Here is a 21,747-nt window from a genome sequence, read left to right as displayed (position 1 = left end):
CACCACCATCCGCATACCTCACACACCACCAGATACAGCCACCACACCACACCCATCAGGGACTTCCACACAGTTCACCCTGACGCGCCGAAGTCAGTAGCCGACCCGAGCCTGGTGGTGCTCGACACCCAGAGCCTGCACGCCGCCGCCGGCGTACCCGCGACCACGACCGGACGGGACGCCGCCAAGAAGGTGCCGGGCCGCAAGCGAGGGCTGGCTGTTGACGTGCTGGGCCTGGTGATCGCCGTGGTGGTACTGGCCGCCTCCGTCCACGACAACGCCTTCGGCACCGCGTTGCTGGACAAGGTCGCCAGCGGGACCTCGACAGTGACGAGGGCACTGGTGGACCAGGGGTTCAAGAAGACCGTGGTCGACCACGGCGCCAGCCTGGGCATCGCGGTGGAGATCGTCGAGCGCAACCCGGCCGACATCGGCTTCGTCCCACAGCCGCTCCGTTGGAAGGTCGAGCAGACCAACGGGATCTTGATGCTCCACCGCAGGCTGGTCCGCGACTACGAACACCGACCGGCCTCGGCCGAGTCCCGGGTGTACTGGGCGATAAGCGATGTGATGACCCGCCGGCTGGCCGCCACCGCCGCCCCGGCCTGGCGCGGCGCGTGAGCGGCGAACAGCAGCAGACCCTGGGCGCGTTGCTGGTCCGTCTGGAGGTCCGCGAGCGGCAGATCGCCATGGAAGCGGAGGCCGCTCACGAGCGGATCACGCAGCTGACCGCGCTGCTGGACGGACTAGCCCAGGCCGCCGAGCACATCACGATCACCCGCAAAACGCTGCTGGAACTGCCCGATGAACTGCCCCTGGTACCGACCGAGCCGACTCCGCCCCTGCCGGACGGCCCCGCCTACCAGCAGATCATGGCCGTGTTCGCCGATGCGGACGCTCCACTGCGGGCGCGGAACGTGTGCGAGGCGATGGACCTGGATCCCATTCCGAACAACATCAACAACGTCCGCATCAAACTGAAGCGCCTGACCGGGCGCGGAATTCTGACCGAGAGCGAGCCAGGACTGTTCACCAGGCCACGACCGTAACCGCCCGGCAAGCCCAGGACCGGCCCACTCACCCAAACCGCAACACCGAACCGGGCACCAGCTCACGTACCGCCATCTCAAGCTCGCGATTTTCGCGGCCCTGCACTCCACGGTGGCACGGGGCGAGCGTCCGGCAGGTCAGCGTGCCCGGGCGAGGTTCAGCAGGAGGTGCATGACCTCAACTGGCAGTGCCGGATTGCCTGCGGCAGCCGAGGCATGGGCCGGCAGGGCGAGCCGCCGGAGCAGCTCGTCGGCGGGCAGCCTGGGGTCGCGCACCGCCCAGCCGCCCACCTCAGGGTCATCGGCGAGCCGCAGCACCAGCTCGGGCCCGGCCTCCGGGTCGTCCAACGCGGCTTGCCGCAGCCGCGGGTTGGGGTCCTCGGCGAACCGGGCCAACCCGGGCCGGGCGAAGTTGCGGTGGCGACGATACCCCGACCAATGCCGGTCCTGCACCGTTGCGTACAGCTCCAGCAGCAGCTCGTGCGGAGCGTCTTCGCACCGCTCGGCCAGCGTGCGCCGCACCCACTCGTCCTCGTCCGCCGCCAGCAGGGCCACCACGTCAGGCGGCAGGTGCGGCTGAGCCGCGAGCACCCGCCGCAGCCCGACGTGTACCGACCTCGCGATCCGACGGGCTGCATCAGGATCGTTCGCCTGCCGTGCGATCCAGGACGGCGGCGACCAGAAGTGCTGCCACACCGTGCACGGAATCACGGCGCGCTGTTCCTCCGTCAGCTCCTCCCGCATCGACACCGCGAGCCGGACGTCGTTCTCGGGATCCTCCGCCAGTCGCAAGGCGAGGACGGTCGGCACCTCGGGATCAGCGGCGGCCTTCGTCCGCACCGCCGGATCCGGGTGCGTCACCCGCTGCTCCGCCGTCAGTACGGGCGGCAGCTCCTGCACTGCGGCGGGCGGCTTCTGACTCTCGCCGACGATCCTCCGGATCTTCGTGTTCGGGTCCTCCGCCAGGATCTCCAGCACTCCCGCAGGGATACGGCGCTTGTACTCGAAGAGCATTACCGCATACACGAGCCGGACCCGGGGTTCCGGATCCTGTGCGAGCCGGGCCAGAACCTCGACGTCCGCCGTCGCGTTGTCCGTCACGTCCAACCGGTGCTGGATCTCTGGCGAAGCCACCAGCAGCTCCGTCGCTGCGGTATCCAAGGTCCTGCTCCGGAGCCAGAGGCTCGACGTCGGCAACTTGTCGAACTCCAGCAGCCGGGCCAGCACCTCCACCGGTAGCACCTGATTGCCCGCCAGCCCCCGGAGCCAGCCGTCCACCACATCGCCGTCCGCAGCTGCCCGCTCCAGCGTCCCACCCAGTCCGTCCATCCGGCCATTCTCGCTGGTCCGACGGAGCAGCCATCTCAACCTCATGCGAAAGCGGATATCAACTCACATACCGCCCTCTGAGCTTGGTCGGACGCCAGTTAGGGGTTGTCGTTGCCGGGTGACAAGCGGCGTATCCAGACAGCGGTGCTGGGAAGTGCGAATTCGGACGAGCCGCTGATCCTGCCGCTCGAGGCGATCGAGCTTGATGCCTTCCGTCGCCGTCACACCGAGGACAGTTTCTGGTGCGGGTTGCTGCTCGGTGGCTGCGGAGAGCGGTTGACCACGAAGCTCTACACCGACCGGGTCTGTCACTTCGCGCATCTGCCCGACCCAACGGGCCTTCACCGGTGTGAGCGAAGGGCCCGGGACGTCTCCAGTGCCGATCACCTGTACGTGAAATCCGCTGCCACGACCTGGCTTCTCGGCCTGGAGCACCAAGGTGTCGCTCACTTGCGCGAACCCCTCGGCTCCGTCGTCGACATCGTCTTCGAGCACCAGGACCGTGGTATGCGTCTGCACCTGGACTCCGCAGTGGCGCCGGCGTGGGACGAGGACCGCCTCGAGCCGGTCCTCGGCACGGCGGTGCCGGTCGATGTCGACACCCTGGTCCGACGCCGCTACATTCACCGGGTCCGTCTCGACAGTGCAGGCACCTCCCGCGAGGTCCGCATCGGCACCCAGGCCCCCGCTCGGGGGACCGAGTGGTTCAGCCTCGACGAATGCCACATGTCCCCCGACGGTTTCCGCACCCCGGCCGTGGAGGAGATCCTCGCCACAGCGAAGCCGACTGTCTGGCGGCCAGCCTCCTTCGTGACCCCCCGAAAACCGACCGCGGCACAGCGGCTCGAGGGCGCTCTGCGGTCGGGCTCGATCCTGATCCTGGAATCCGAGTGCCGCGCCGTTGAGTCCGGCGGCCCGTACCAGGGAGCCGAGGAACAGATCGTCGCCGGCCTGCTGGAGCAGGCCCGCCAGTGGCTCGATCAGCAGAAGCGGCTGCGCGCGGACCTGTTCGGACGGTTGGCACACGCGGTGAAACACGGTGACGAGCAGGCAGTCCACTCCCTCCTCGTCCAGGTGAACTTCAAAGCCGCCCGCGACCGAACCCTCCAGGAGCACCAGACCTCCGCCAACGCCGCAAGGCTCCTCAAGGACCTGAAACGCCAAGCCGCCCAGGCTGCCAGAGCGGAACACGCCCCGAAGGCCCGCCGAACCGAACTCAAGCGCAAACGGATCGCCGAATCCGTACCACCACAACCGAAGACCAGCCTGTCCGAGACAGCACACCAACGGATGACCAGCATGATCGCGGACCTGCAACACCGAGAGGTCCACCTGGAGGCCCGCGATCTGGTGGGCCTCGTCGACGAGCTGGCCAAGATGACAACCACAGCGGCGCACAGGGTCACACGGCGCCAACGGGAGGAAGTCAACCGGTGGATCGCCAAAGCCGACCGGCTGCGCCCGCAAGCGACCGCTGCGCCATCACGGACGCCGCAGACGCTCGCCGCCCCGTCAGAGCCGGCTACCGGCACCGATGACGCCAAGGCTCTGCCCGCAAAAGCCCGAAGGTCTCCCCGGGCAACGTCCACGGAGCTGGCTGACGCAGCTGCTGCTGTGCGTAGCGTTCTGGAGATGACCGCCCGTGAACAAGGTGTTCTCTCCTGGGCAACGCTCCGCCGCCAGCTGGGCGGTGCCCGGACCCTCCTCGATTCGGTTGATCGCATGGCGGTGCTGCTGGAAGTCGAGAAGGAGACCACGACAGCAGAACCCATGCTGTCCTCGCTACTGGCTGCGGACGGTGCGAGTTCCTTGACCCTGTACCGCAGTCTGAGCGCGCGGCTCGGACGGGATCTGCCTTCTGGTGACGCTGCCACCCGCGCGCACTGGCAACGGGAAATTCTTCGGCTTCAAGAGCTTTACCAACATTGATGATGGTCCACTTCGCGCATGGGGGAGGACGTCACTGTGGAGGTACTTGGTCAGTCGACCTCGAACGACCGCCTGGAGTTTCTTCGGCTGCCCCCTGCCCGTGCAGGGAGGACGCAGGCAGGAGGCCCTGGTGGTCCCGGCCATCGGCTGCCCCCCGCGGACGCGGGGAGGACGGTTCCGGTCGGCGTCGGCCGACCTGTTTCTACGGCTGACCCCCGCGGGCGCAGGGAGGACCGGGCGAGCGACACCGCGATCGCACGGATCGCCGGCTGACCCCCGCGTTCGCGGGGCCGACGATGGGGTGCGGGACGGTGGTGCTGGAGGTCGAGGCTGACCCCCGCCTGCGCGGGGAGGACGACCCGGCCGAGGCAGCGATACGACGTGCGATCGGCTGACCCCCGCGGGCGCGGGGAGGACTTGATCACCGGGTACGTGACAGCCGGGTTGATCGGCTGGCCCCCGCGCTTGCAGCGAGGATGCCGTCGAAGTTCGCGGCGGGCGCAGTCCCCCGTGGACACAGGGAGCGGTTCTGGGCGTCAGGTTCGGCCATAGTGGGGGATGTGGTTGCCCGGCTCGAGTACGGGCTCGGCCCATGCGGCGTGCGAGAGGACCGGTCGCCAGGTGAGCGTGCCGTCCTGGTCATCGGCGAGGTCCGTCCGCACGCGTGGTGCGAGGCGTATGCGGTAACGCAGGCCCTCGACCTCGACGATTCCGCAGTCCCCACCGTCCGGGCCTTCCGGTACGGCCGAAATCGTGGCGACCTGCCAGCCGGCCTTGGAGGCGAGGTGCACCCACACCTCGACGGCACGTTCGCGACTCGCGAAGTTCCCCACCCTCGCAACGATCTGCACCGGATCGATCCGCTCGTCCACAGCCACACCCCTCCTCCATCCGCTCCGCAAGATCATGGCAGAACAGACGAGGCACACCGACAGGGCCCGGACGTCGACCGGCCCCGCCCGGACACCAGCCCCGCCCGCCAGACCGCCGACAGGACGACCCCCGCCGGCGCGGGGAAGACGGCGGCGTCAACATGACCACCCTGGAGACCGACGGCTGACCCCCGCGCTCGCGGGGAGGACTACGGGTACGGCGCCGTCGTCGACTTCACCACCGGCTGACCCCCGCGCTCGCGGGGAGGACGCGGACTTGCACGTCTCTGGCACAGCCTGGGGCGGCTGACCCCCGCGGGCGCGGGGAGGACTTCGCGACCTGCACCGTTCTCACGGCTTTGCCATTTCGTGACCTGTCTGCCGGGCGTAACGGTCCAGGGCGGTCTGTTGAGGTGTCAAGGAGCAGCGTCCATCGTGGCAGACGGTGGTGACCCTGGGGTGTTGTCCGCGGACAACACAGGGTCAGTGCTGACCCCGCCTGCGCGGGCAGGACTAGGACTCGGCGATGCCGGGCTTCTGCATCCGCGGCTGACCCCCGCGGGCGCGGGGAGGACGAACTGTTCACCGAAGCCGACCTGGTCCTCGCCGTCCAAGCCCCTGCGGGTGCGTGGGAGTGGGTTGCCAGGTGAGGTCGAGTGCGTCGTCGACCGCGGCGGTGCTGGGTTCCCGGGAGCCACCGCGGGCTGCGTGGCCCAGCAGCACGGGTGTGCCGGCCCTCAGGGCCTGGGCGATGTCCTGGAGCATCGAGGTGACCGAGGTCCACTGCGGGACGTCCAGGGTCCAGGTCTCGTGGTCCCAGAGAAGTACGGCGCCATGGGTGTCGCCGGGGCGCATGTCGACGATCAGTCCGTCACCGCCCGGGCTCAGCGCGATCGGCATGAACTCCCGCTCGTAGCGGCTCTCGGGCCGGCCGTTCTCGTCGAACGAGTCGCCTTCCTGCTCTGCGACCAGCAGCCAGATCCCGTGGGTCTCCAGGGCCTCGTCCAGCGAGACCGGGGTGAACTCGTCCGGTATCCAGTAGCCCGTGGCGATGTCGGGGAGTTGCCACCAGGCCCGCAGGTCGGCGGGCAGGGGCAGGCCAAGGCCCGCCTCGAACGCGTCCAGGCGGGCGGCATCCGACGCCGGCCTCGCCCGGCCCCGTCGGGTGTGCGCGGTCAGCCAGGTGCCGATGCGGCTCCAGGAGGCCTGGACGTCGTGATCATCCGCTGTCATGGCGGGCAGTCTGCCTCACCGGGGTGTCAAGGCCGGAGTGCAGCAGTCCCGGCGGCGAAGCAGCTCACTGTCGGACCTTTACGCCGTAAAGAATCACCCCCACCTGCGCGGGGGATACCAGCACTCGCTCCTCGCACTCCGCGTGGCCCAGGCTGACCCCCGCGGGCGCAGGGAGGACCACCGGGCCCACCCGCGTGCCTCCGCCCCAACCGGCTGACCCCCGCGCTCGCGGGGAGGACTACCGCGAGGCGCACTCCCGAGGCCGAGGCGACGGCTGACCCCCGCCTGCGCGGGGAAGACGAAATGTCGCCGCGGGAGCCGAGGGTGCCGGCCGGCTGACCCCCGCCTGCGCGGGGAAGACGCCCTCCCGCGCTGCCGCGAGCTGTCTCTGGTCGGCTGACCCCCGCCTGCGCGGGGAAGACGCCCTCCCGCGCTGCCGCGAGCTGTCTCTGGTCGGCTGACCCCCGCCTGCGCGGGGAAGACTGCCCTCCGGCCTGCCGGATCAGGGCGAACTCCGGCTGACCCCCGCCTGCGCGGGGAAGACCCTTCGCGACCTGCGCCGTTCCGGCGGCTTTGCCATTTCTTGACCGGTTCGCCGGACGTCGCGGTCCGGGTCGGTCTGTTGAGGTGTGAAGGAGCCGGGTCCATCGTGACAGAGTGGCTCTGACGGTGTATCGGTCGATGCAGCCCGTGGAGGTGGGTCTTGTTCTCCAGTGTCCGGACCGTGATGACGTTCGCCGTGGACCCCGAGGCGTCGGCGCGGTGGTGGGGCGAGCTCCTGGACGTGCCCGTGAAGACGGACGTCAGTGACGCCGGGGCGGTCTACGCGTGGGCGGAGATCGGCGGGGTCGAGGTCGGCTTCCACCCGGTGGACGACGAGCGCAACCCCCGGGGCGGCAGCCCGGTCGTCTATTGGGGTGTGGACGATGTCGACCGGGTGCGGGAGCGGCTGCTGGCGGCCGGTTGCGAGCACCACCGCGGCCCACTGACTGTCGGGCCCGGCCGCAGGATCGCCCAGCTGCGCGACCCGTTCGGCACGATCGTCGGCATCGAGGGCCCGTAGCGGAACGCGCCGAGGGCCGGGGCCCAGCGACTGCGGCAGTCGGTGGGCCCCGGCCCTCGGCGTTCACCGGTCCAGGCCGTGCAGGCTCTTTAGCCCGGTGGCCGCCGCGTACCCGCGCAGGGCGGCCTTCAGCGAGCCGGCCGTGCAGCGGGCGCCGAACGCGGCGGCGGCGTCCAGGTACAGGCCCAGAACCCGGGCCGGGTGGGTCTCGTGCCTGGCCTGGCGCAGGACGGCGGGCCCCGCCTGCGCGGGGAGAACCTGACAACGTGGTCGTAGACGCTCAGGACCTCCGGCTGACCCCCGCGGGCGCAGGGAGGGCTCGACGGCGCCGCCGGCCGGGCCGACGAGGAGCGGCTGACCCCCGCGCTCGCGGGGAGGACATTCACGGCCGCTACCTCCTGATTGCCCGAGGTAGCACGGTGCCGGCGCCGCCGCGGCATCGGCGTGTCCACCGCCGCCTCCGGTGTTCGCCGGGGCCCGGGGCCGTGGTCCTGAGGGGTGTTCGAGGTGCTGGTCACGGGGTCGCGGTGTCCGCTGCGGCCTGATCGTAGATGTGGTTGATCTCTGTGACGGCGTCGGCGACGTGTGCCTGGTGATGCCAGTAGTTGGCCGCCATGTCGGGCAGGTGGCGCAGATGCCGCTCGTGCAGGTCGAGTCCGGCCGCTGTGACGTGCAGGCCCCCGTCGGTGTGCTCCGCCAGGCCGCAGCGGACGGCGGCCGCCACGTGAAGCTCGACGCCGAAGAGGGATTTGAAGTACCGGTGGCGATCTGCGCGAGGATCTGCGGCCTCCTCCACGAGTCCGCGCACCAGGGCGAGGACGTGGACAGGGCTGATGGCTTCGTGGGGCGCGCGGGCTCGGGACACGGTGCCGGCCGCTCCTTCCGTGTGCTGGGCCGGGGATGTGCAGCCGATACTCCGGGCATGCGCGGCCCGGGACAAGTGCCGGCTGACCCCCGCGCTCGCGGGGAGGACGCGCCGGGCCCGCGCCGACATCATCCGCAGCCGGCTGACCCCCGCGGACGCGGAAAGGACTCGGCGACCCTGTTCGCGATGACGGCGATCACCGGCTGACCCCCGCCTGCGCGGGGAGGACTCGTCGGTGGGCGGCATCTCGATCGCCCGGAGCGGCTGACCCCCGCTCGTGCGGGGAGGACACCACCCACGGCACCGATGTCGAGCTCGACTACGGCTGACCCCCGCGGGCACGGGGAGGGCCCTCTCCGACCTGCGGGGGAAGAGCGGCTTTGGCTTTTTTGATCTTTTGCACTTGCCTGCAGGTCTGCGGTTTGGGGTTGTTGAGGTCTCAAGGAACGGTTGCCATCCTTGCACGGGCGCCCGACGGGCCGGGCTCTGGTCGTACGCCGGCGCCATGGTCCGTGGCGGGCAACGCATGGCGGCAAAGCCGCCCGTTCGGGCGGGGGGCCGTTCGGTGCCCGATTTCGCCGCAGGCGGCCTCAGGCTCTCGCGGGGCGATGCGGTGCGTTGGGCGGCAGGTCGCTCTTGAGCGTCGTTTGGTGCGAGTCGAGTACGTGGGGGTGATGTTGTTGCGTGGTCGCATCACGTCATATCTGATCCTCCGTGCCGATCAGCTGACAGCTAAGAGCATTTTTCTGTTCGAATCTGATCACCCTTCGCAACGGCAGCGAGACTGTCAGTGCCCACTGCTACTTCTTCTCCCATGCTGATGACGCGGCTGAGAGAGGAGTGGTCTTGTGGCTGATCGGCACTTTTCCGCGCTGTCCGGGGGATGGATCCGTGCCAGGGTCCGTGAGGTCCTGGCAGCTGCAGAGTCGAGCGAGTTGGAGGATCTGGCCGCTGAGGGGCTGCTGCCGGACGCGGTTCCGGGCGGGCGTGTCGTGGCGGGTGTGGAGGGCGTACTGCTCGGGGCGCATCTGCTGGAGGAGTTGGACTTCGGGGTGGTGCCGGTGGAGTCGGCCACGCGCCCGGTGCTGGCGGCGTTCGCGGCTCGCGTAGCGGGCCTGGACGCCGGCAACGGTGAGGGGTGGCTGGACCGACTCGAGGAGGTTCTCGAGAGGGGACGGTTCGAACCGGCCGAGGTCCGCGGGTACCTGAGGCAGTCGCGTCACGAGTTCGGCCTGTATGACCAGGTGAGACCGTTCATGCAGGATCCACGGCTGCTGTCGGAGGTCACCGAGCCGGGTCCGGCGGGGCGGCTGGCGATGGACCGGCCGTCGGGGGCGAACGCGATGTGGAGCGGGCGGATGGCGGAAACCGCCGCCGTCCCGTCCGGCGAGGCCTTGGGGTGGGTGCTGGCGTGGCGGGCGTTCGGTCCGTCCGGAATGGGCGCGGTGCGCACCCGCGGCGGGCGTGCCAGCAAGTCCTGCAAGGCCGGTCCGGCTCGTTCCCTGCTGCGTTGGTTTCCCCGGGGCCGGAATCTGTTCGAGTCGCTGGTTCTGTCGATTCCGCCGCCGGCGAGCTGGCCGTCCCGGTCTGGGGAGGACTTGGCGCCGTGGGAGAGCGAGCTCCTTCCGGATCCGCTGGCGCCGCCGGCCCCGTGCGGGGTGGTGTCGCTGCTGACCGGCCGGTTCGCGCACGCGGTGCTGCTGGTGCCGGGCGGCGATGGAGCGGAGACGGTGGGGTGCCGGGTCGCGTGGGGGACGAGCGTGGACCTGCCGGCCGCTGTGGACCCGTATGTGATCGACCGCTCCGCTGGGGGGCCGATCAGGGCGGATCACCGCCGGGCGATGTGGCGGGACGTGGACGCGTTGCTGCTGAAGGAGCGGCCTGCGGGCAAGGTGACCGCGCGGCGGCCGCAGGTGTTCGACACCGCACCCGACCTGCCGGTGGAGGTGCGGCGGGCGTTGCGGGTGCGGGTGCTGGGCTGGGACCAGGACAAGCAGGACAAGAACAGCGCCTGGGTGGTGGCGGAGACGCCGCCGGTGCTGGAGCTGATGGAGGAACGCAGTCCTGACGGGGCTTCCGCGGTGGCGGCGGCGCACCGGATGGCCGAGGAGGCGGGTTCGCTGCTCTACCGGTCGCTGGCCCGTGTCTGGCACGAGCTGAACCCGGGCCGGCGCAGTGACGACCGGGAGGGGTTCGTCGGGCCGGCGGTTGCCGCCTTCATGGAGCAGGCCGAGACGGAGTTCTGGCGGGTGGTGGCCGACCCGTCGGGTGCCGCTCCGCAGTTCTGGCGGCTGGCGCGCGAGGTGTTCGACGAGGCGACGCTCGCGGTGCGCTCGGCGACGGTGCGGGGAATGGCGGCGGTCCAGAGGGCGCGCGGGCCGTTGGCCGGTGTGTCGGGGACCGGGGGACGTACGAACGGGAACAGGAAGGTGACGACGTGACGGACCCGAGCGAGGTACCGGACGGGGCCGCTGGTAGCGGGAGGCAGGGCAGCGCGGGGGAGCCGCCGAAGTGGCTCACCCACGAGGTGGTCTACACGGAAGCGGTGGCCGAAGCGTGCGAGTCGCCCGCCGGGCGGTCCCAGCTGAGGAAGGTGGTGACGTCCGCCGGTGAGGTGCACGGCTGGGAGCTGCCGAGGCAGGTCGCGCGCCTGGTGCCCAGCGGTCGGGAGCGGCGCTTTGCCTACGTTGCGGTGGCGGGGATGTTCGCGGAGCAGGCTCCGTCGTTCTCGGCCGGGCGCGGTGACGTGGCCGGGCGGTCGGAGCGCACGAGGATGTGGCGGCCGTCGTGGGGTGACCTGGGCTGGTCGGTGCACCTGGGGGTGAGGCAGGGGGTGCTTCACGAGGACCGGGCGGCGGAGCGTTTGAAGCAGCTGGCCCAGTTGTCGGATCCCGTCGCGCTGGTGCGGTACGGCCGTCAGCTGGTGGGACGCCTGGCTGCTGAGGGGGTGCCGGTGAACTGGCCGGTGCTGCTGCGGGACCTGCGGCGGTGGCCGCACAAGCGGGTGGACATCGCGAACGACTGGTTCTTCTCCTACGCCCACGGCGTGGCGCCCGGGGACGAAGACGGCCTGGAGCAGGCCGGTGTGGCCGGGGCCGGATCAAGTGACAAAACGAACGATTCTTCGAACGAGGAGGACTCCTGATGGCTGTTCACATCTGCGTGCATGTGGTGCACGACTACCCGCTGTCGAATCTGAACAGGGACGATCTTGGCAGCCCGAAGACGGTGGTTTTCGGTGGTGCGCTGCGGGGGCGGACGTCGTCGCAGAACACCAAGCGGGTGGCCCGGCTGAAGGTGGAGGAGCGGATCGGGGAGCAGGCGCTGCGGACGCGGCGGCTGCCGTCGCAGATCGGCGAGGTCCTGCGGGGGCGGAACTGGGACGAGGCGGAGGCGGCCAGGGCGGGGCAGGCCGTGGTGGTCGCCTCGGGGATTCAGGGGCTTGGCATCGGTGACGGTGGGATGACCAGCGTGATGCTGTACGTGCCGCAGCAGGTGGTGGACCAGCTGGCGGACCTGGTCGCCGGGGAGCGTGAGGCGGTTCTGAAGGTGGCGTCGCACGCCGAGGCGGTGGCGAAGGCGGAGGCGGACAAGAGCAAGAAGACTTCCAAGCCGAAGTTGTCGAAGGAGGAGAAGGCGGTTGTCCAGCAGTTGCAGGAGCGGGTGCGGGGGATCCTGGCGAGCCGTAACGCGTCGATCGCCGCGTTCGGGCGGATGCTGGCGAACAGCTCGGAGTCGACGGTGGACGGGGCGGTGAGTGTGGCGCATACGCTGACCACGCACGCCCTGGTCGAGCAGCCGGACTTCTTCACTGCGGTGGATGATCTTCCCGGGGAGGACGCCGGGTCGGCGCACATGGGGACGGCCGGGCACACCTCGGGTACGTACTACCGGTACGGGTCGGTGAACGTGACCGAGCTGGTGGGCAACATGGGGGGTGACAGGGAGGCTGCGGAGGAGTTCCTGAAGGCGTTCCTGCGGGAGCTGGCGGTGCTGGTGCCGACGGCGAAGAGTCGGAGCACCGCGCCGTTCACCCCGCCAGCGCTTGTGTACTTCACGGTGCGTACGGACCAGCCGGTGAACCTGTCGGGGGCGTTCGAGACGCCGGTGACCTCGACCAGGGAGAGCGGCTGGACGGCGCCGAGCATCGCGGCGCTGGACGCGCACGCCGGGGCCGTGGCGGACTTCTTCGACAAGGGTGCGCTGGTGGCGGCCGCGCACGCGGGCACCGCTGACCTGTCCGGGGTGAAGCACCTGGGCACGCGGATCCCGAACCTGAGCGAGCTTGTGCAGCAGGTCACCCGGACCGCGCTCGAGCTGGGGCACAAGCGGTGACCGACGGGGTGCTGCTGCACCTGGCGGGCCCGCTGCAGTCCTGGGGCGGCCCGAAGGGCGGGCGGGTGAAAGGGACTCATCCGTATCCGACGCGCAGCGGCGTGACCGGGATGCTGGCCGCCGCGCTCGGCCGCCGGCGCGGCGCCGACCTGAGTGACCTGGACGAGTTGGTGCATCTGGTGCGGGTGGACCGGCCCGGGCGTCGGATGCGGGACTACCACACCGTCGGCGGCGGTCTGCCGGCCGAGCGAACGGTGGTGACCGCCAACGGCAAGCGCCGCGGTAATGCGTTGGTCTTCGACAGCTGGTACCTGGCGGATGCCGCGTTCACCGTCGCGGTCACCGGTCCCCGGGAGATCATCAGCGAGGTGACGGCAGCCTTGCAATGTCCGACGTTCCCGCCCTACCTGGGCAGGCGCTCGTGCCCGCCGTCTACTCCCGTGCTGGTCACCGCAGGCGGTGACGTCGAGGAGCAGTTGCGTCGGATGCCGTTGCACCGGCCCGCTCCCAGGCCCCGCTGGGACCGCCGGTCGGAGCAGGAGCAGCAGGAGCCGGTTTCGGTGCGGTACATCGCCGAACGGCCGCCCGGAGCCAGCCCCGGGGTGCTGGCAAGCCGCTGGGTCGCTGATGTCGTGGTGGCTGGCACGTGGACGAGTCGGCCGGTGTGGGAGAGCCAGGAGTCCTATCCGGCCGACGGGTGTCACGTCGGTACCGAGTTCCTGGTGGAGCTCGCCCGGTGGCGCCGGGGGTTGCACGCCTGAGGCCGGGCAACTTTCGAGCCGGAGTCATCCTGCCGCGCTGGCGGTGTCCGCAGTCCCGGGCCGGGGCGGGGCCTCGGCTGACCGGTGGTTGCCGGCTGGCTGGTGGCGGGGTGCGGAGGCCGGGTTCGTCCTGGCCTCCGCACCCTTCGGTCCCGGGCTGTACGGCGCCATGAGTCCCGATCGGCTGCCGCTGTCGACGGTGTCGACCCGGTTCGTCCCATCTATTTCCGTGGAGCAGTCGTTGACCTGTCCGCCCAGTGAGGACCAGTGGGGCAAGTCCCACGGTCTTCTCTTCCCCTATCCGCTGCCGGCCCACTTGGTCGACACCGCCGCGATGGCCGGCGAGCTCTGGGACAGCTACCTGTCCCCGGGTCAGCGGGAGATGATCGCCACCGGGTTCGGCGTCACCCTCACTCACGCCCGTGCCTTGGTGCAGTTCTGGGCCGGGCTGCACGACGTCGGCAAGGCCTGCTGGAGCCACCAGTCGCTGCCCAGCGGCCCCATGCCCGCGTTCCTCGACCATCCGGACTTCGCCGCCCCCGCGGGGTGGATGCACCAGGACCGCGTGGGCCACGACCGGGTCACCCACCTGGTCACCCCGCACCTGCTCGCCCGCTACGGCTACGACAACACCAGCCGCCCCAGCAAGGCGACCGCCCACCAGATCGCCCAGATCCTCGGTGGCCACCACGGCGTCTACGGGCGGGCCCTGGAGCGAGCCCACCTGACGGACGTGTGCGGGGGAGACCCGTGCGCATGCGCCGCCCCGGGCTGGCTGCGCGAACGCCAGGCACTCGTCGAACTCCTCCACACCCTCACCGGCCGGCCCGCCGCGCCTGCGCAGGTGGCGAAGGCCGGCATCGCGGTCGTGGTGACCGGCCTGGTCGTCGCCGCCGACTGGCTGGCCTCCCGCATCGCCTGGGTGAAAGCCCGCCAGGCCCAGTGGCGGCGCAGCGACCGAAGCTGCTGGGCCGCGCACTTCGAGCGGGCCGTCAAGTACGCTCCCCACGAAGTCGCGCGGGCCGAGCTCCACGCCCCGCGGTGGAAGTCCGCCGAGACGTTCCCCGACGTCTTTCCCGAGATCGAGGATCCGTATCCGCTGCAGTTGGACCTCGGCCAGCTCCCCGGCCTAATTTCCCCCGCCAGGGGAGAGGGGGAGCGCCGGGGCGGACTCGTGCTGATCACCGCGCCGACCGGTGACGGGAAGACCGAGTCCGCGCTCTACGCGGCCCGGATCCTCGCCGCGGCTTGCGGGCGGCCCGGTCTGGCCGTGCTGCTGCCCACGATGGCCACCACCAACGCCATGTGGGAACGCGTCACCGAGTACGTGGAGAGCGCCGCCTCCAACCAGGTAAAGGTCACGCTGCAGCACTCCATGGCCTGGCTCCACCCCCAGTACGCGCCAGGTGAGAAACCGTCCGGGGAGAGCATCCTCACCCACCCCGGGGAGAGCGGCCGAACCGTCCCCGACGAGTGGTTGCGCGGACGTCACCGCGGCTGGCTCGCCGGCATCACCATCGGCACCTGGGACCAGGGCGCCATCGCCGCCCTGCCCACCCGGTTCGGCTATATGCGCTGGCTCGGCATGTCCGGCAAGACCATCGTCATCGACGAGGCCCACGCCTACGACGCCTACGGCCACGCCCTCACCGTCCGGCTCCTCGAATGGCTCGGCCACATCGGCGCACCCGTCGTGCTGCTGTCCGCAACGCTCGCCGGAAGCCTCGCCCGCCGCCTCGTCCAGGCGTACCGCGACGGTGCCGGCCACCCCGAGCCCACCACCATCACCCCCGCCTACCCCGGCTGGCTCTACGCCGACGGCGCCACCGGCACGGTCACCGCCTCGCCCGCCCTGGAGACCACCCGCCGCCGGGACCTGCCCATCAGCATCGTCCGCGCCCGCCACACCCACGACCCCCACCGGCGGGACGGCCGCGCAGCCGCCCTGCTCCAGCACCTTGCTCCGCTCTTCGACCCCACCGCCGACCCTGGCAGCGCACTCGTCGTTTGCAACACCGTCGGCGACGCCCAGGCCACCTACGACCTGCTCACCGCCCATCACGGCGCCGGGCGCCGCCCCCGCGTTCTGCTCCTGCACGCCCGCATGCCCGAAGGGCAGCGCGAGGACAGCATCGAGGAGCTAAAGACGCTGCTCGGGAAGAAGGGCCCCCGCCCCGCCGATTCCCTCCTCGTCGTCTCCACTCAGGTCGCCGAGCAGAGCCTCGACATCGACGCCGACCTCGTCGTCTCCGACCTGGCCCCACTCGCCCAACTCCTCCAGCGCGCAGGGCGCTGCCACCGCCACGACATCGCCGGCCGCGGCACCCGCCCATCCTGGGCCGCTCACCCCGCCCTCACCGTCATCGTCCCCACCGGCCAGCTCCCGCCCCATGCCTGGGGCAGCGATGACCGTCAGGTCTATGACGGCGCCCTCCTGCGCCGCACCGCCGAACACCTCGACCTTGTGCCCACCACTGGGATGCGCGTCCCCGAGGACGTCGCCGACGCCATCGACACGGTGTACGCCGACTTCAACGGCCTCGCCGAACTGGAGCTCGCCGAGGACGACGACCGTCGACGCGCGGCCCGCGACGTGGCCCACCAGGCGGCGGCCGACATCCGCACCATCCCCCAGCCCGACGCGGTCACCGACCTCTACTCGCTGACCACCTACGAGGGCGACGAAGACGACCTGACCACCCGCCTGGGAGCCGACACCGTCCGGCTCCTGCCCGTCTACATCGACAGCGACGCAAACCAGTGGCTCGACCCCGCCTGCACCGAAACCCTGCCCGGCCCCGGCGACAGTACTGGCCCTCTCACCCGCGAAGTCGTGGCCGACCTGGTCCGCCGCACCATCCAGGCACCTGCCGACTACCTCCCGGCCAGCGACACCGCCACCCACACCCCCGCCCTCTGGAAGGACACACCAGTCGCCCGCGACCTCAGACTCCTCCCGCACCAGCGCACCGGCCCTGCCGGGCGCTGGCAGTACCACGCCCCAACCGGGCACCGCCTGTACGTCGACCCCGACCGCGGTCTCGTCCGCCGACGGTAACCCGCACCACCCACGTCAGAGGACCCACGACCCTGCGCTCCGCCCGCACCCGACCCAGAAAGCAGGAAACCGCATGAGCATGTGGCTGACCCGCATCGTCCCCGACCAGCGCAGCCGCGAGGCCCGCCGCGACGGCACCAACGCCGTCGATCTCCACCACCGCCTCATGTCACTCTTCCCCGACGACATCGCGGCCACCGCCGCCCGCCACGACCTCGGCGTCCTCTTCCGAACCGAAACCGCGTCCGACGGCGGGCGCCAGATCCTCCTGCAAAGCAACCTGGCGCCCGACCTGACCCGCCTTCCGCCCGGCTACGGCACCGGCGCCACCAAATCCCTCGCCCCGCTCCTCGCCGCCATGCGACCCGGCCTCGCCGTGCGCTACCGCATCGCCGCCAACCCCATCCGCAAACCCGGCCGCACCACCCGCGACCTCTACAACCTGAGCGCCGTCGTCCCGCTGCGCGGCGCCGCCGCCGACGACTGGTGGACCCGCCAGGCCGACAGTGCCGGCCTTAGGCTCACCACCCTGCATTCCACACCCCTCGACGCCTCCCGCGGCACCCGCCGCAGCGACCAGCGCCACATCAAACACGACCGCGTCCTCTTCGAGGGCACCGCCCGCATCACCGACACCGAACTCCTCCGCACCCGCCTCACGGCCGGAATCGGCAAGGGCAAAGCCTACGGCTGCGGCCTGCTCAGCATCGCTCCCCACCGGGACGACCGGTGACCGCCACAACCCCACCACCCGACCCCGGCCGCGCCCGCCGCAAACGAGCCGCACCCACCGTCGCCATGCTGCCCCGCATCGCCGACTCCCTCTCCTTCCTCTACCTCGACATCGTCCGCATCGTCCAGGACGACACCGGCGTCTGCGCCGAAGTCACCACCCCCCCACCGCGGCACCGAAACGGTCTACCTTCCGACCGCCGCACTCAGCTGCGTCCTCCTCGGCCCCGGCACCTCCATCACCGCCCGCGCCCTCACCACCCTCGCCCGCCACGGGACCACAGTCCTCGCCACCGGAGCCGGCGGCGTGCGCTGCTACGCCGCCACCGTCCCCGACTCCCTCAGCACCACCCGGCTCGAGCGCCAGGCCCGCGCCTGGGCCGACGACACCACCCGCCTGGCCGTCGCCACGGCGATGTACGAGCAACGTTTCGGGCACGACAGCGTCCCGGTCGGCAGCAACCTCAACAAGCTCCGCGGCCTCGTGGGCCAACGCATCAAGGCCTACTACCGCCTGCTCGCCCAGCAGCACCGCATCGGCCGGTTCCGCCGGAACTACGAGCCCGAATCCTGGGACACCCAAGACCCGGTCAACCTCGCCCTCTCCTCCGCCAACACCTGCCTCTACGGCATCGTCCACGCCGCAATCACCGCGCTCGGCTGCTCGCCCGCCCTCGGATTCGTCCACAGCGGCAACCAGCAGGCATTCGTCTACGACATCGCGGACCTCTACAAGGCCGAACTCACCATCCCGCTCGCCTTCTCACTCCACGCCTCACCCCACCCCGAAGCCGACGCCCGCCGCAGCTTCCGCGACGGACTACGGCTCTTCCGCCTACTGCCACGGATCGTCACGGACATCCAGCAGCTGCTGGCCCCGGACCAGGACGTCGAAACCCCGGACCCGAAGGAGCAACTCGTGGACCTCCGGGATCCCGTCAGCGGATCGCTACCCGGCGGTGTCAACTACGGCGGCGCTGAGGACCTGTGACACAACACGCGGACCGCATCCCGACAGAAGAGCGGAGGGCGCCATGGCCTCAATGATCGTCATCTCCGTCACCGCCGTACCCGACCACGTACGCGGCGCCCTGACCCGCTGGCTCCTGGAAGTCACGCCCTACCTGTACATCGGAACGGTCTCCGCCAAGGTGCGACAGGAGCTTTGGAGTTCTGTCAGCGGTTGCATCGGCTCCGGGGCTGCGGTCCTGGCGTACCCGGCAGCAAACGAGCAGGGCTTCTCAGTAGCGACGGCTGGCGAACAACGACGGCATGTCGTGGACTTCGACGGCATGGCCCTGACCGCCACTACAACACTGAATAGTCAAGAAATGGCAAAGCCATAGAATCACTGCAGGTCGTGAAGGGTCCTCCCCGCGAGCGCGGGGGTCAGCCGCCGATCCAGGCCGAGGACGTTGGCGTCCAGGTGTCCTCCCCGCGAGCGCGGGGGTCAGCCGGAGGAGAAGAGTCTCCGTCGGGCGAAGGTCACGCCCTCCTCGCGCCGTCGGGGGTCGGCCGTCGGCGTCTGTACGCCAGGCTCTGTCTCCCCTTAGAGGACGTCCTGTTTGCATGGGGGATAGTTCATGGATTGTGCCAGGTTATGGTGCTTTCGCCCGTTGCCCGCTTCGCGAGGTTGGAGATCATCGCGAGGCGGATCATGCTCTCGGAGTGTTCGGGCTTGGTCTCGTAGTCGCGGGCCAGTCGGCGGTGCATCATGATCCAGCCGAAGCTCCGCTCGACCACCCACCTCCTGGGGACGACTGAGAAGCCTTTGACCTGCGCGTTTCGCGGCACGACGTCCACGTCGATGCCGAGCTTCGCGCCGTGTTCGACGGCCTGGGTCTTGTAGCCGGTGTCGACCCAGGCCTTGGTGACCGCAGGATGGGTGGCGGCGAGCCGGCTGAGGAGCTGCTTTCCGGCGTCGTTGTCGGAGACGTTTGCGGCGGTGACCATGACGAGCAGAAGAAAGCCGAGCGTGTCCGTGACGATGCTGCGTTTGCGGCCGACGATCTTTTTGCCGGCGTCGATGCCCTGGGTCTCGGTGGGCACGCTGGGGGCGGTCTTGACGCTCTGGGAGTCGATCACGCATGCGGTCGGTTCGGCGTCCCGACCTTCCTTCTCGCGGACCAGGCGGTGCAGGCGCACTCCGAGTTTCTCGATCGTGCCGTCCGCGGTCCACGCGCTGAAGTGCGAGAACACCGTGGTGTGGGGCGGAAAGTCGTGCGGAAGGTAGCGCCAGGCGATCCCCGTTCGGTTCACATACAGGATCGCGTTCATGACCTCACGAAGGTCGGAGATCTTGCCGCCGAGACCCAGCGACGTCTTCTGTCGCTCGGCGCGCCAGGCGGCCAGGGCCGGCTCCATCAGGGCCCAGCGGGCGTCGGACAAGTCGCTCGGATAAGGCTTGCGCTGCGGCTGCTTCGTCATAACTACACTGGTAAGGGCCAGAGTTGAGTACGGTCTATCGCTCGATCGGGTGACGGAGCACTGCGATCCGGGCATTCTCGAACCGGACAGGAGCTTTCCGGGCGAAACGGGATGAGTCGCAGCGGCATCGACGCTCGATCGGTCGCAGCATTCCGAGCAAAAGCCCCATCGGCAGAGTCTTCGGGCAGTAGACAAATCATCCCAAACCTGCACCTGAACGACGTGAACGTCCTCTTATTCCTGCCGTGCCCGTGGGGGCGCTGGCTCACAGAGCGAGGAGGGACACGGTGTCACCGAGGCCTGCCACGATGGACGCTGCTCCTTGACACCTCAACTGACCGGCCCGGACCGCTACGCCCGGCAAACCGCTCAAGAAATAGAAAAGCCATGAGAACGGCGGGGTCGCGAAGGGTCCTCCCGCACGGGCGGGGGTCAGCCGTACCACCCGTCTTCGCCGATCAGCTCGTCCGCGTCCTCCCCGCGAGCGCGGGGGTCAGGTGTCGGGGTGGCGGCGCAGCGCCCGGCCGACGGCCTGGACGATACCGACTGCGATCGCCAGCAAGCGAGAACCACTGCCGGAACCCCTGTCAGTGGCCCGCGGTTGACTGACACCATGGACGCCACCACCGACCACCTGCACCGCATCGACGCCCTGCTGGCCCGCCCGGCCCCGGACATCGCTCATCTCCCGGCCCACGGTGACCTCGCCACCGCCCACCGCCGCCTCGTTGAGGCGCTGCGTCCGCGTTGGGGGTCGTCGCGCAACCTCGCGGCTGGCGGTTTCCTCGACCCGACCATCGACGACGACAGCGGGCTGTCGCTGGTCGCCCCGTTCGCCGGGCGCCTGGTCGAGCTGTGCGGGTGGGCGGTGGGCGAGCGCTGGATCGGCTGCGGGATCGTCCGAGACAACGACGGCGGCGCGCCGCACCTGGTCGCGGTGACGGCCCGCCGGGCCGACCCGGCGACGGCCTTCCTGCCCGCCGAGAACGGGGAGGAAGGGGCCGACGTGGCGGGTGACCGCTGGGTGCGACGGCTCGCCGCCGCGACGGGCCGGCCGCAGTCGCGGCAGTGGCCCGTCGACTGGTCGTCGGCCGAGACCAGGCTCGGAACTGCCCTGCCTGTCGACTACCGGCACTTGGCGGAGCACTTCGGTCCTGGCATTTTCGCAGGCTTCCTCGACCTTGCCCTGCCCAGCCCCCCGCTCGGTTACGAGTTCCTGTGCCTCGTTGAGCAAGTCCTCTACCTTGCCGAACTCGCCGCCGCCGACCCCGGCAACGCAAACCTCTACCACCCCCACCTGCTCTACCCCGCTCCGGGCGGACTCCTGCAGTGGGCTGGCTCCGTCCAGGCCGACCAGTTCTACTGGCTGACGGAGGGTGCAGACCCGAACCGGTGGCCGGTCATCACCCGAAACGAGGACGGCGACAGCTGGGCGCGGTTCGACGGTTCCACCGCCGAGTTCGTCCACCGGCTCATCACCGACCACCGGCACCCCTTCTCCGTCGCTGGGCTCATCGACCGCCCCGACTTCAATCCGTACGAGCCCCACGAGCCTCGCGCCTGAGCAAGTTGGGCCTGGAACACGTGCCGGTCGCGATCAGCTGAGCGGACCCGCTCGTCGGTATCGGGGCGCGTTGTGAAAGTGATCGAGCTCGCCGCCCGGCAGCTCACAATCCGCGAATGGCTTCGGCCAGGTCAGGGCCGTAGGAAGCCCAGCAAACGACTGAGCCGTCGGGGTCAAGCTGCCCCATGAACCAGTCTTCACCAACTCTGGCAAGGCACATGTCATAGCTGTGGAAGGCAATGACGACATAGGGCTGGAGGACGTCGTAGTCGGCGCAGCCATGCCGTTCGACGACGACGAGTCGTTCAAGCGAGAGCAGATCCGCTTCGGCGTCACCCGATGCGGAGCGGACCTGCTCGATCGTCCATCCGTCGGGGAGAAGTGCGTTCACCGCCGCATGGTCGCAACGAACGGTGTCTCACAGCCACTCGTTACTGACTTCGGCGCGTCAGGGTGAACTGTGTGGAAGTCCCTGATGGGTGTGGTGTGGTGGCTGTATCTGGTGGTGTGTGAGGTATGCGGATGGTGGT

18 protein-coding genes and 1 pseudogene are annotated in these 21,747 nt (G+C 70.1%); 13 read left to right on the top strand and 6 right to left on the bottom strand.

Going from position 1 to position 21,747, the window contains the following annotated elements:
* Both ADK60_RS09730 and ADK60_RS09725 read left to right on the top strand, forming a co-directional pair.
* On the top strand, positions 1–621 hold a 621-nt coding region (locus ADK60_RS09730), incomplete at its 5' end, for a transposase (RefSeq protein WP_234371011.1).
* Positions 618–1,049, top strand: a complete 432-nt coding sequence (locus ADK60_RS09725; RefSeq protein WP_053644886.1) for a hypothetical protein — start codon at positions 618–620, stop codon at positions 1,047–1,049. The genes ADK60_RS09730 and ADK60_RS09725, both read left to right, overlap by 4 nt.
* A 138-nt stretch (positions 1,050–1,187) precedes the next feature.
* On the opposite strand, the gene ADK60_RS09720 is transcribed toward ADK60_RS09725, so the two are convergent.
* The gene (locus tag ADK60_RS09720) at positions 1,188–2,378 is read right to left on the bottom strand and encodes a hypothetical protein (RefSeq protein WP_053644885.1); all 1,191 of its coding nucleotides are present in this window, start codon (positions 2,376–2,378) and stop codon (positions 1,188–1,190) included.
* Between the two features lie 111 nt (positions 2,379–2,489).
* Here ADK60_RS09720 and ADK60_RS09715 point away from each other — a divergent pair, with 111 nt between their 5' ends.
* Entirely contained in the window at positions 2,490–4,307 is a 1,818-nt protein-coding gene (locus tag ADK60_RS09715) for a hypothetical protein (protein ID WP_159400370.1), read from the top strand.
* Positions 4,308–4,843: 536 nt separating this feature from the next.
* On the opposite strand, the gene ADK60_RS43220 is transcribed toward ADK60_RS09715, so the two are convergent.
* Both ADK60_RS43220 and ADK60_RS09705 read right to left on the bottom strand, forming a co-directional pair.
* Positions 4,844–5,179: a hypothetical protein gene (locus ADK60_RS43220; protein WP_053644881.1), complete on the bottom strand. Its 336-nt coding sequence runs from the start codon at positions 5,177–5,179 to the stop codon at positions 4,844–4,846.
* A 582-nt stretch (positions 5,180–5,761) separates the two neighbouring features.
* Positions 5,762–6,412 (bottom strand): SMI1/KNR4 family protein, encoded by a 651-nt coding sequence (locus ADK60_RS09705; RefSeq protein WP_053644879.1) that lies wholly within the window; start codon positions 6,410–6,412, stop codon positions 5,762–5,764.
* Between the two features lie 703 nt (positions 6,413–7,115).
* Here ADK60_RS09705 and ADK60_RS09700 point away from each other — a divergent pair.
* The gene (locus ADK60_RS09700) at positions 7,116–7,475 is read left to right on the top strand and encodes a VOC family protein (RefSeq protein WP_053644877.1); all 360 of its coding nucleotides are present in this window, start codon (positions 7,116–7,118) and stop codon (positions 7,473–7,475) included.
* 514 nt (positions 7,476–7,989) lie between these two features.
* On the opposite strand, the gene ADK60_RS44655 is transcribed toward ADK60_RS09700, so the two are convergent.
* A complete protein-coding gene (locus tag ADK60_RS44655; protein ID WP_159400369.1) occupies positions 7,990–8,340 on the bottom strand; it encodes a hypothetical protein in 351 nt (116 codons plus the stop codon).
* 848 nt (positions 8,341–9,188) lie between these two features.
* Here ADK60_RS44655 and casA point away from each other — a divergent pair.
* The 8 genes and pseudogenes from casA (at position 9,189) to cas2e (ending at position 18,572) form a co-directional block, all read left to right on the top strand.
* Positions 9,189–10,781 (top strand): type I-E CRISPR-associated protein Cse1/CasA, encoded by a 1,593-nt coding sequence (gene casA / locus ADK60_RS09685; RefSeq protein WP_053644872.1) that lies wholly within the window; start codon positions 9,189–9,191, stop codon positions 10,779–10,781.
* Between the two features lie 86 nt (positions 10,782–10,867).
* Positions 10,868–11,485: a type I-E CRISPR-associated protein Cse2/CasB gene (gene casB, locus ADK60_RS09680; RefSeq protein WP_159400368.1), complete on the top strand. Its 618-nt coding sequence runs from the start codon at positions 10,868–10,870 to the stop codon at positions 11,483–11,485.
* Positions 11,485–12,675, top strand: coding sequence for a type I-E CRISPR-associated protein Cas7/Cse4/CasC (cas7e, locus tag ADK60_RS09675; RefSeq protein WP_053644867.1), 1,191 nt, complete (start codon positions 11,485–11,487; stop codon positions 12,673–12,675). Before casB ends, cas7e begins: the two co-directional genes overlap by 1 nt.
* Positions 12,672–13,436: a type I-E CRISPR-associated protein Cas5/CasD gene (gene cas5e, locus ADK60_RS09670; RefSeq protein ID WP_053644865.1), complete on the top strand. Its 765-nt coding sequence runs from the start codon at positions 12,672–12,674 to the stop codon at positions 13,434–13,436. The genes cas7e and cas5e overlap by 4 nt, the downstream gene beginning before the upstream one ends.
* A gap of 169 nt (positions 13,437–13,605) precedes the next feature.
* A complete protein-coding gene (gene cas3, locus ADK60_RS09665) occupies positions 13,606–16,494 on the top strand; it encodes a CRISPR-associated helicase Cas3' (RefSeq protein WP_159400367.1) in 2,889 nt (962 codons plus the stop codon).
* Positions 16,495–16,567: 73 nt separating this feature from the next.
* Complete coding sequence (cas6e, locus tag ADK60_RS09660) at positions 16,568–17,227, top strand: type I-E CRISPR-associated protein Cas6/Cse3/CasE (protein ID WP_053644861.1); 660 nt, start codon at positions 16,568–16,570, stop codon at positions 17,225–17,227.
* Between the two features lie 65 nt (positions 17,228–17,292).
* A pseudogene (gene cas1e, locus ADK60_RS09655) lies at positions 17,293–18,217 on the top strand (type I-E CRISPR-associated endonuclease Cas1e).
* Between the two features lie 43 nt (positions 18,218–18,260).
* A complete protein-coding gene (gene cas2e / locus ADK60_RS09650) occupies positions 18,261–18,572 on the top strand; it encodes a type I-E CRISPR-associated endoribonuclease Cas2e (protein WP_053644859.1) in 312 nt (103 codons plus the stop codon).
* Between the two features lie 235 nt (positions 18,573–18,807).
* Here the strand turns inward: cas2e and ADK60_RS09645 are convergent, their stop codons facing one another.
* Positions 18,808–19,653, bottom strand: a complete 846-nt coding sequence (locus ADK60_RS09645) for an IS5 family transposase (RefSeq protein WP_053644858.1) — start codon at positions 19,651–19,653, stop codon at positions 18,808–18,810.
* A gap of 613 nt (positions 19,654–20,266) precedes the next feature.
* Between ADK60_RS09645 and ADK60_RS09640 the strand changes: the two genes are divergently transcribed.
* Complete coding sequence (locus ADK60_RS09640; protein WP_053644856.1) at positions 20,267–21,217, top strand: hypothetical protein; 951 nt, start codon at positions 20,267–20,269, stop codon at positions 21,215–21,217.
* Positions 21,218–21,320: 103 nt separating this feature from the next.
* Here the strand turns inward: ADK60_RS09640 and ADK60_RS09635 are convergent, their stop codons facing one another.
* Entirely contained in the window at positions 21,321–21,608 is a 288-nt protein-coding gene (locus ADK60_RS09635; RefSeq protein ID WP_053644855.1) for a hypothetical protein, read from the bottom strand.
* Positions 21,609–21,747 lie beyond the last annotated feature (139 nt).

It is taken from the genome of Streptomyces sp. XY431, assembly GCF_001279805.1.
In the GTDB taxonomy this organism is placed as follows: domain Bacteria; phylum Actinomycetota; class Actinomycetes; order Streptomycetales; family Streptomycetaceae; genus Kitasatospora; species Kitasatospora purpeofusca.
Note: the sequence above shows the minus strand (reverse complement) of the source record. Positions and strands in the feature narration are given on the sequence as shown.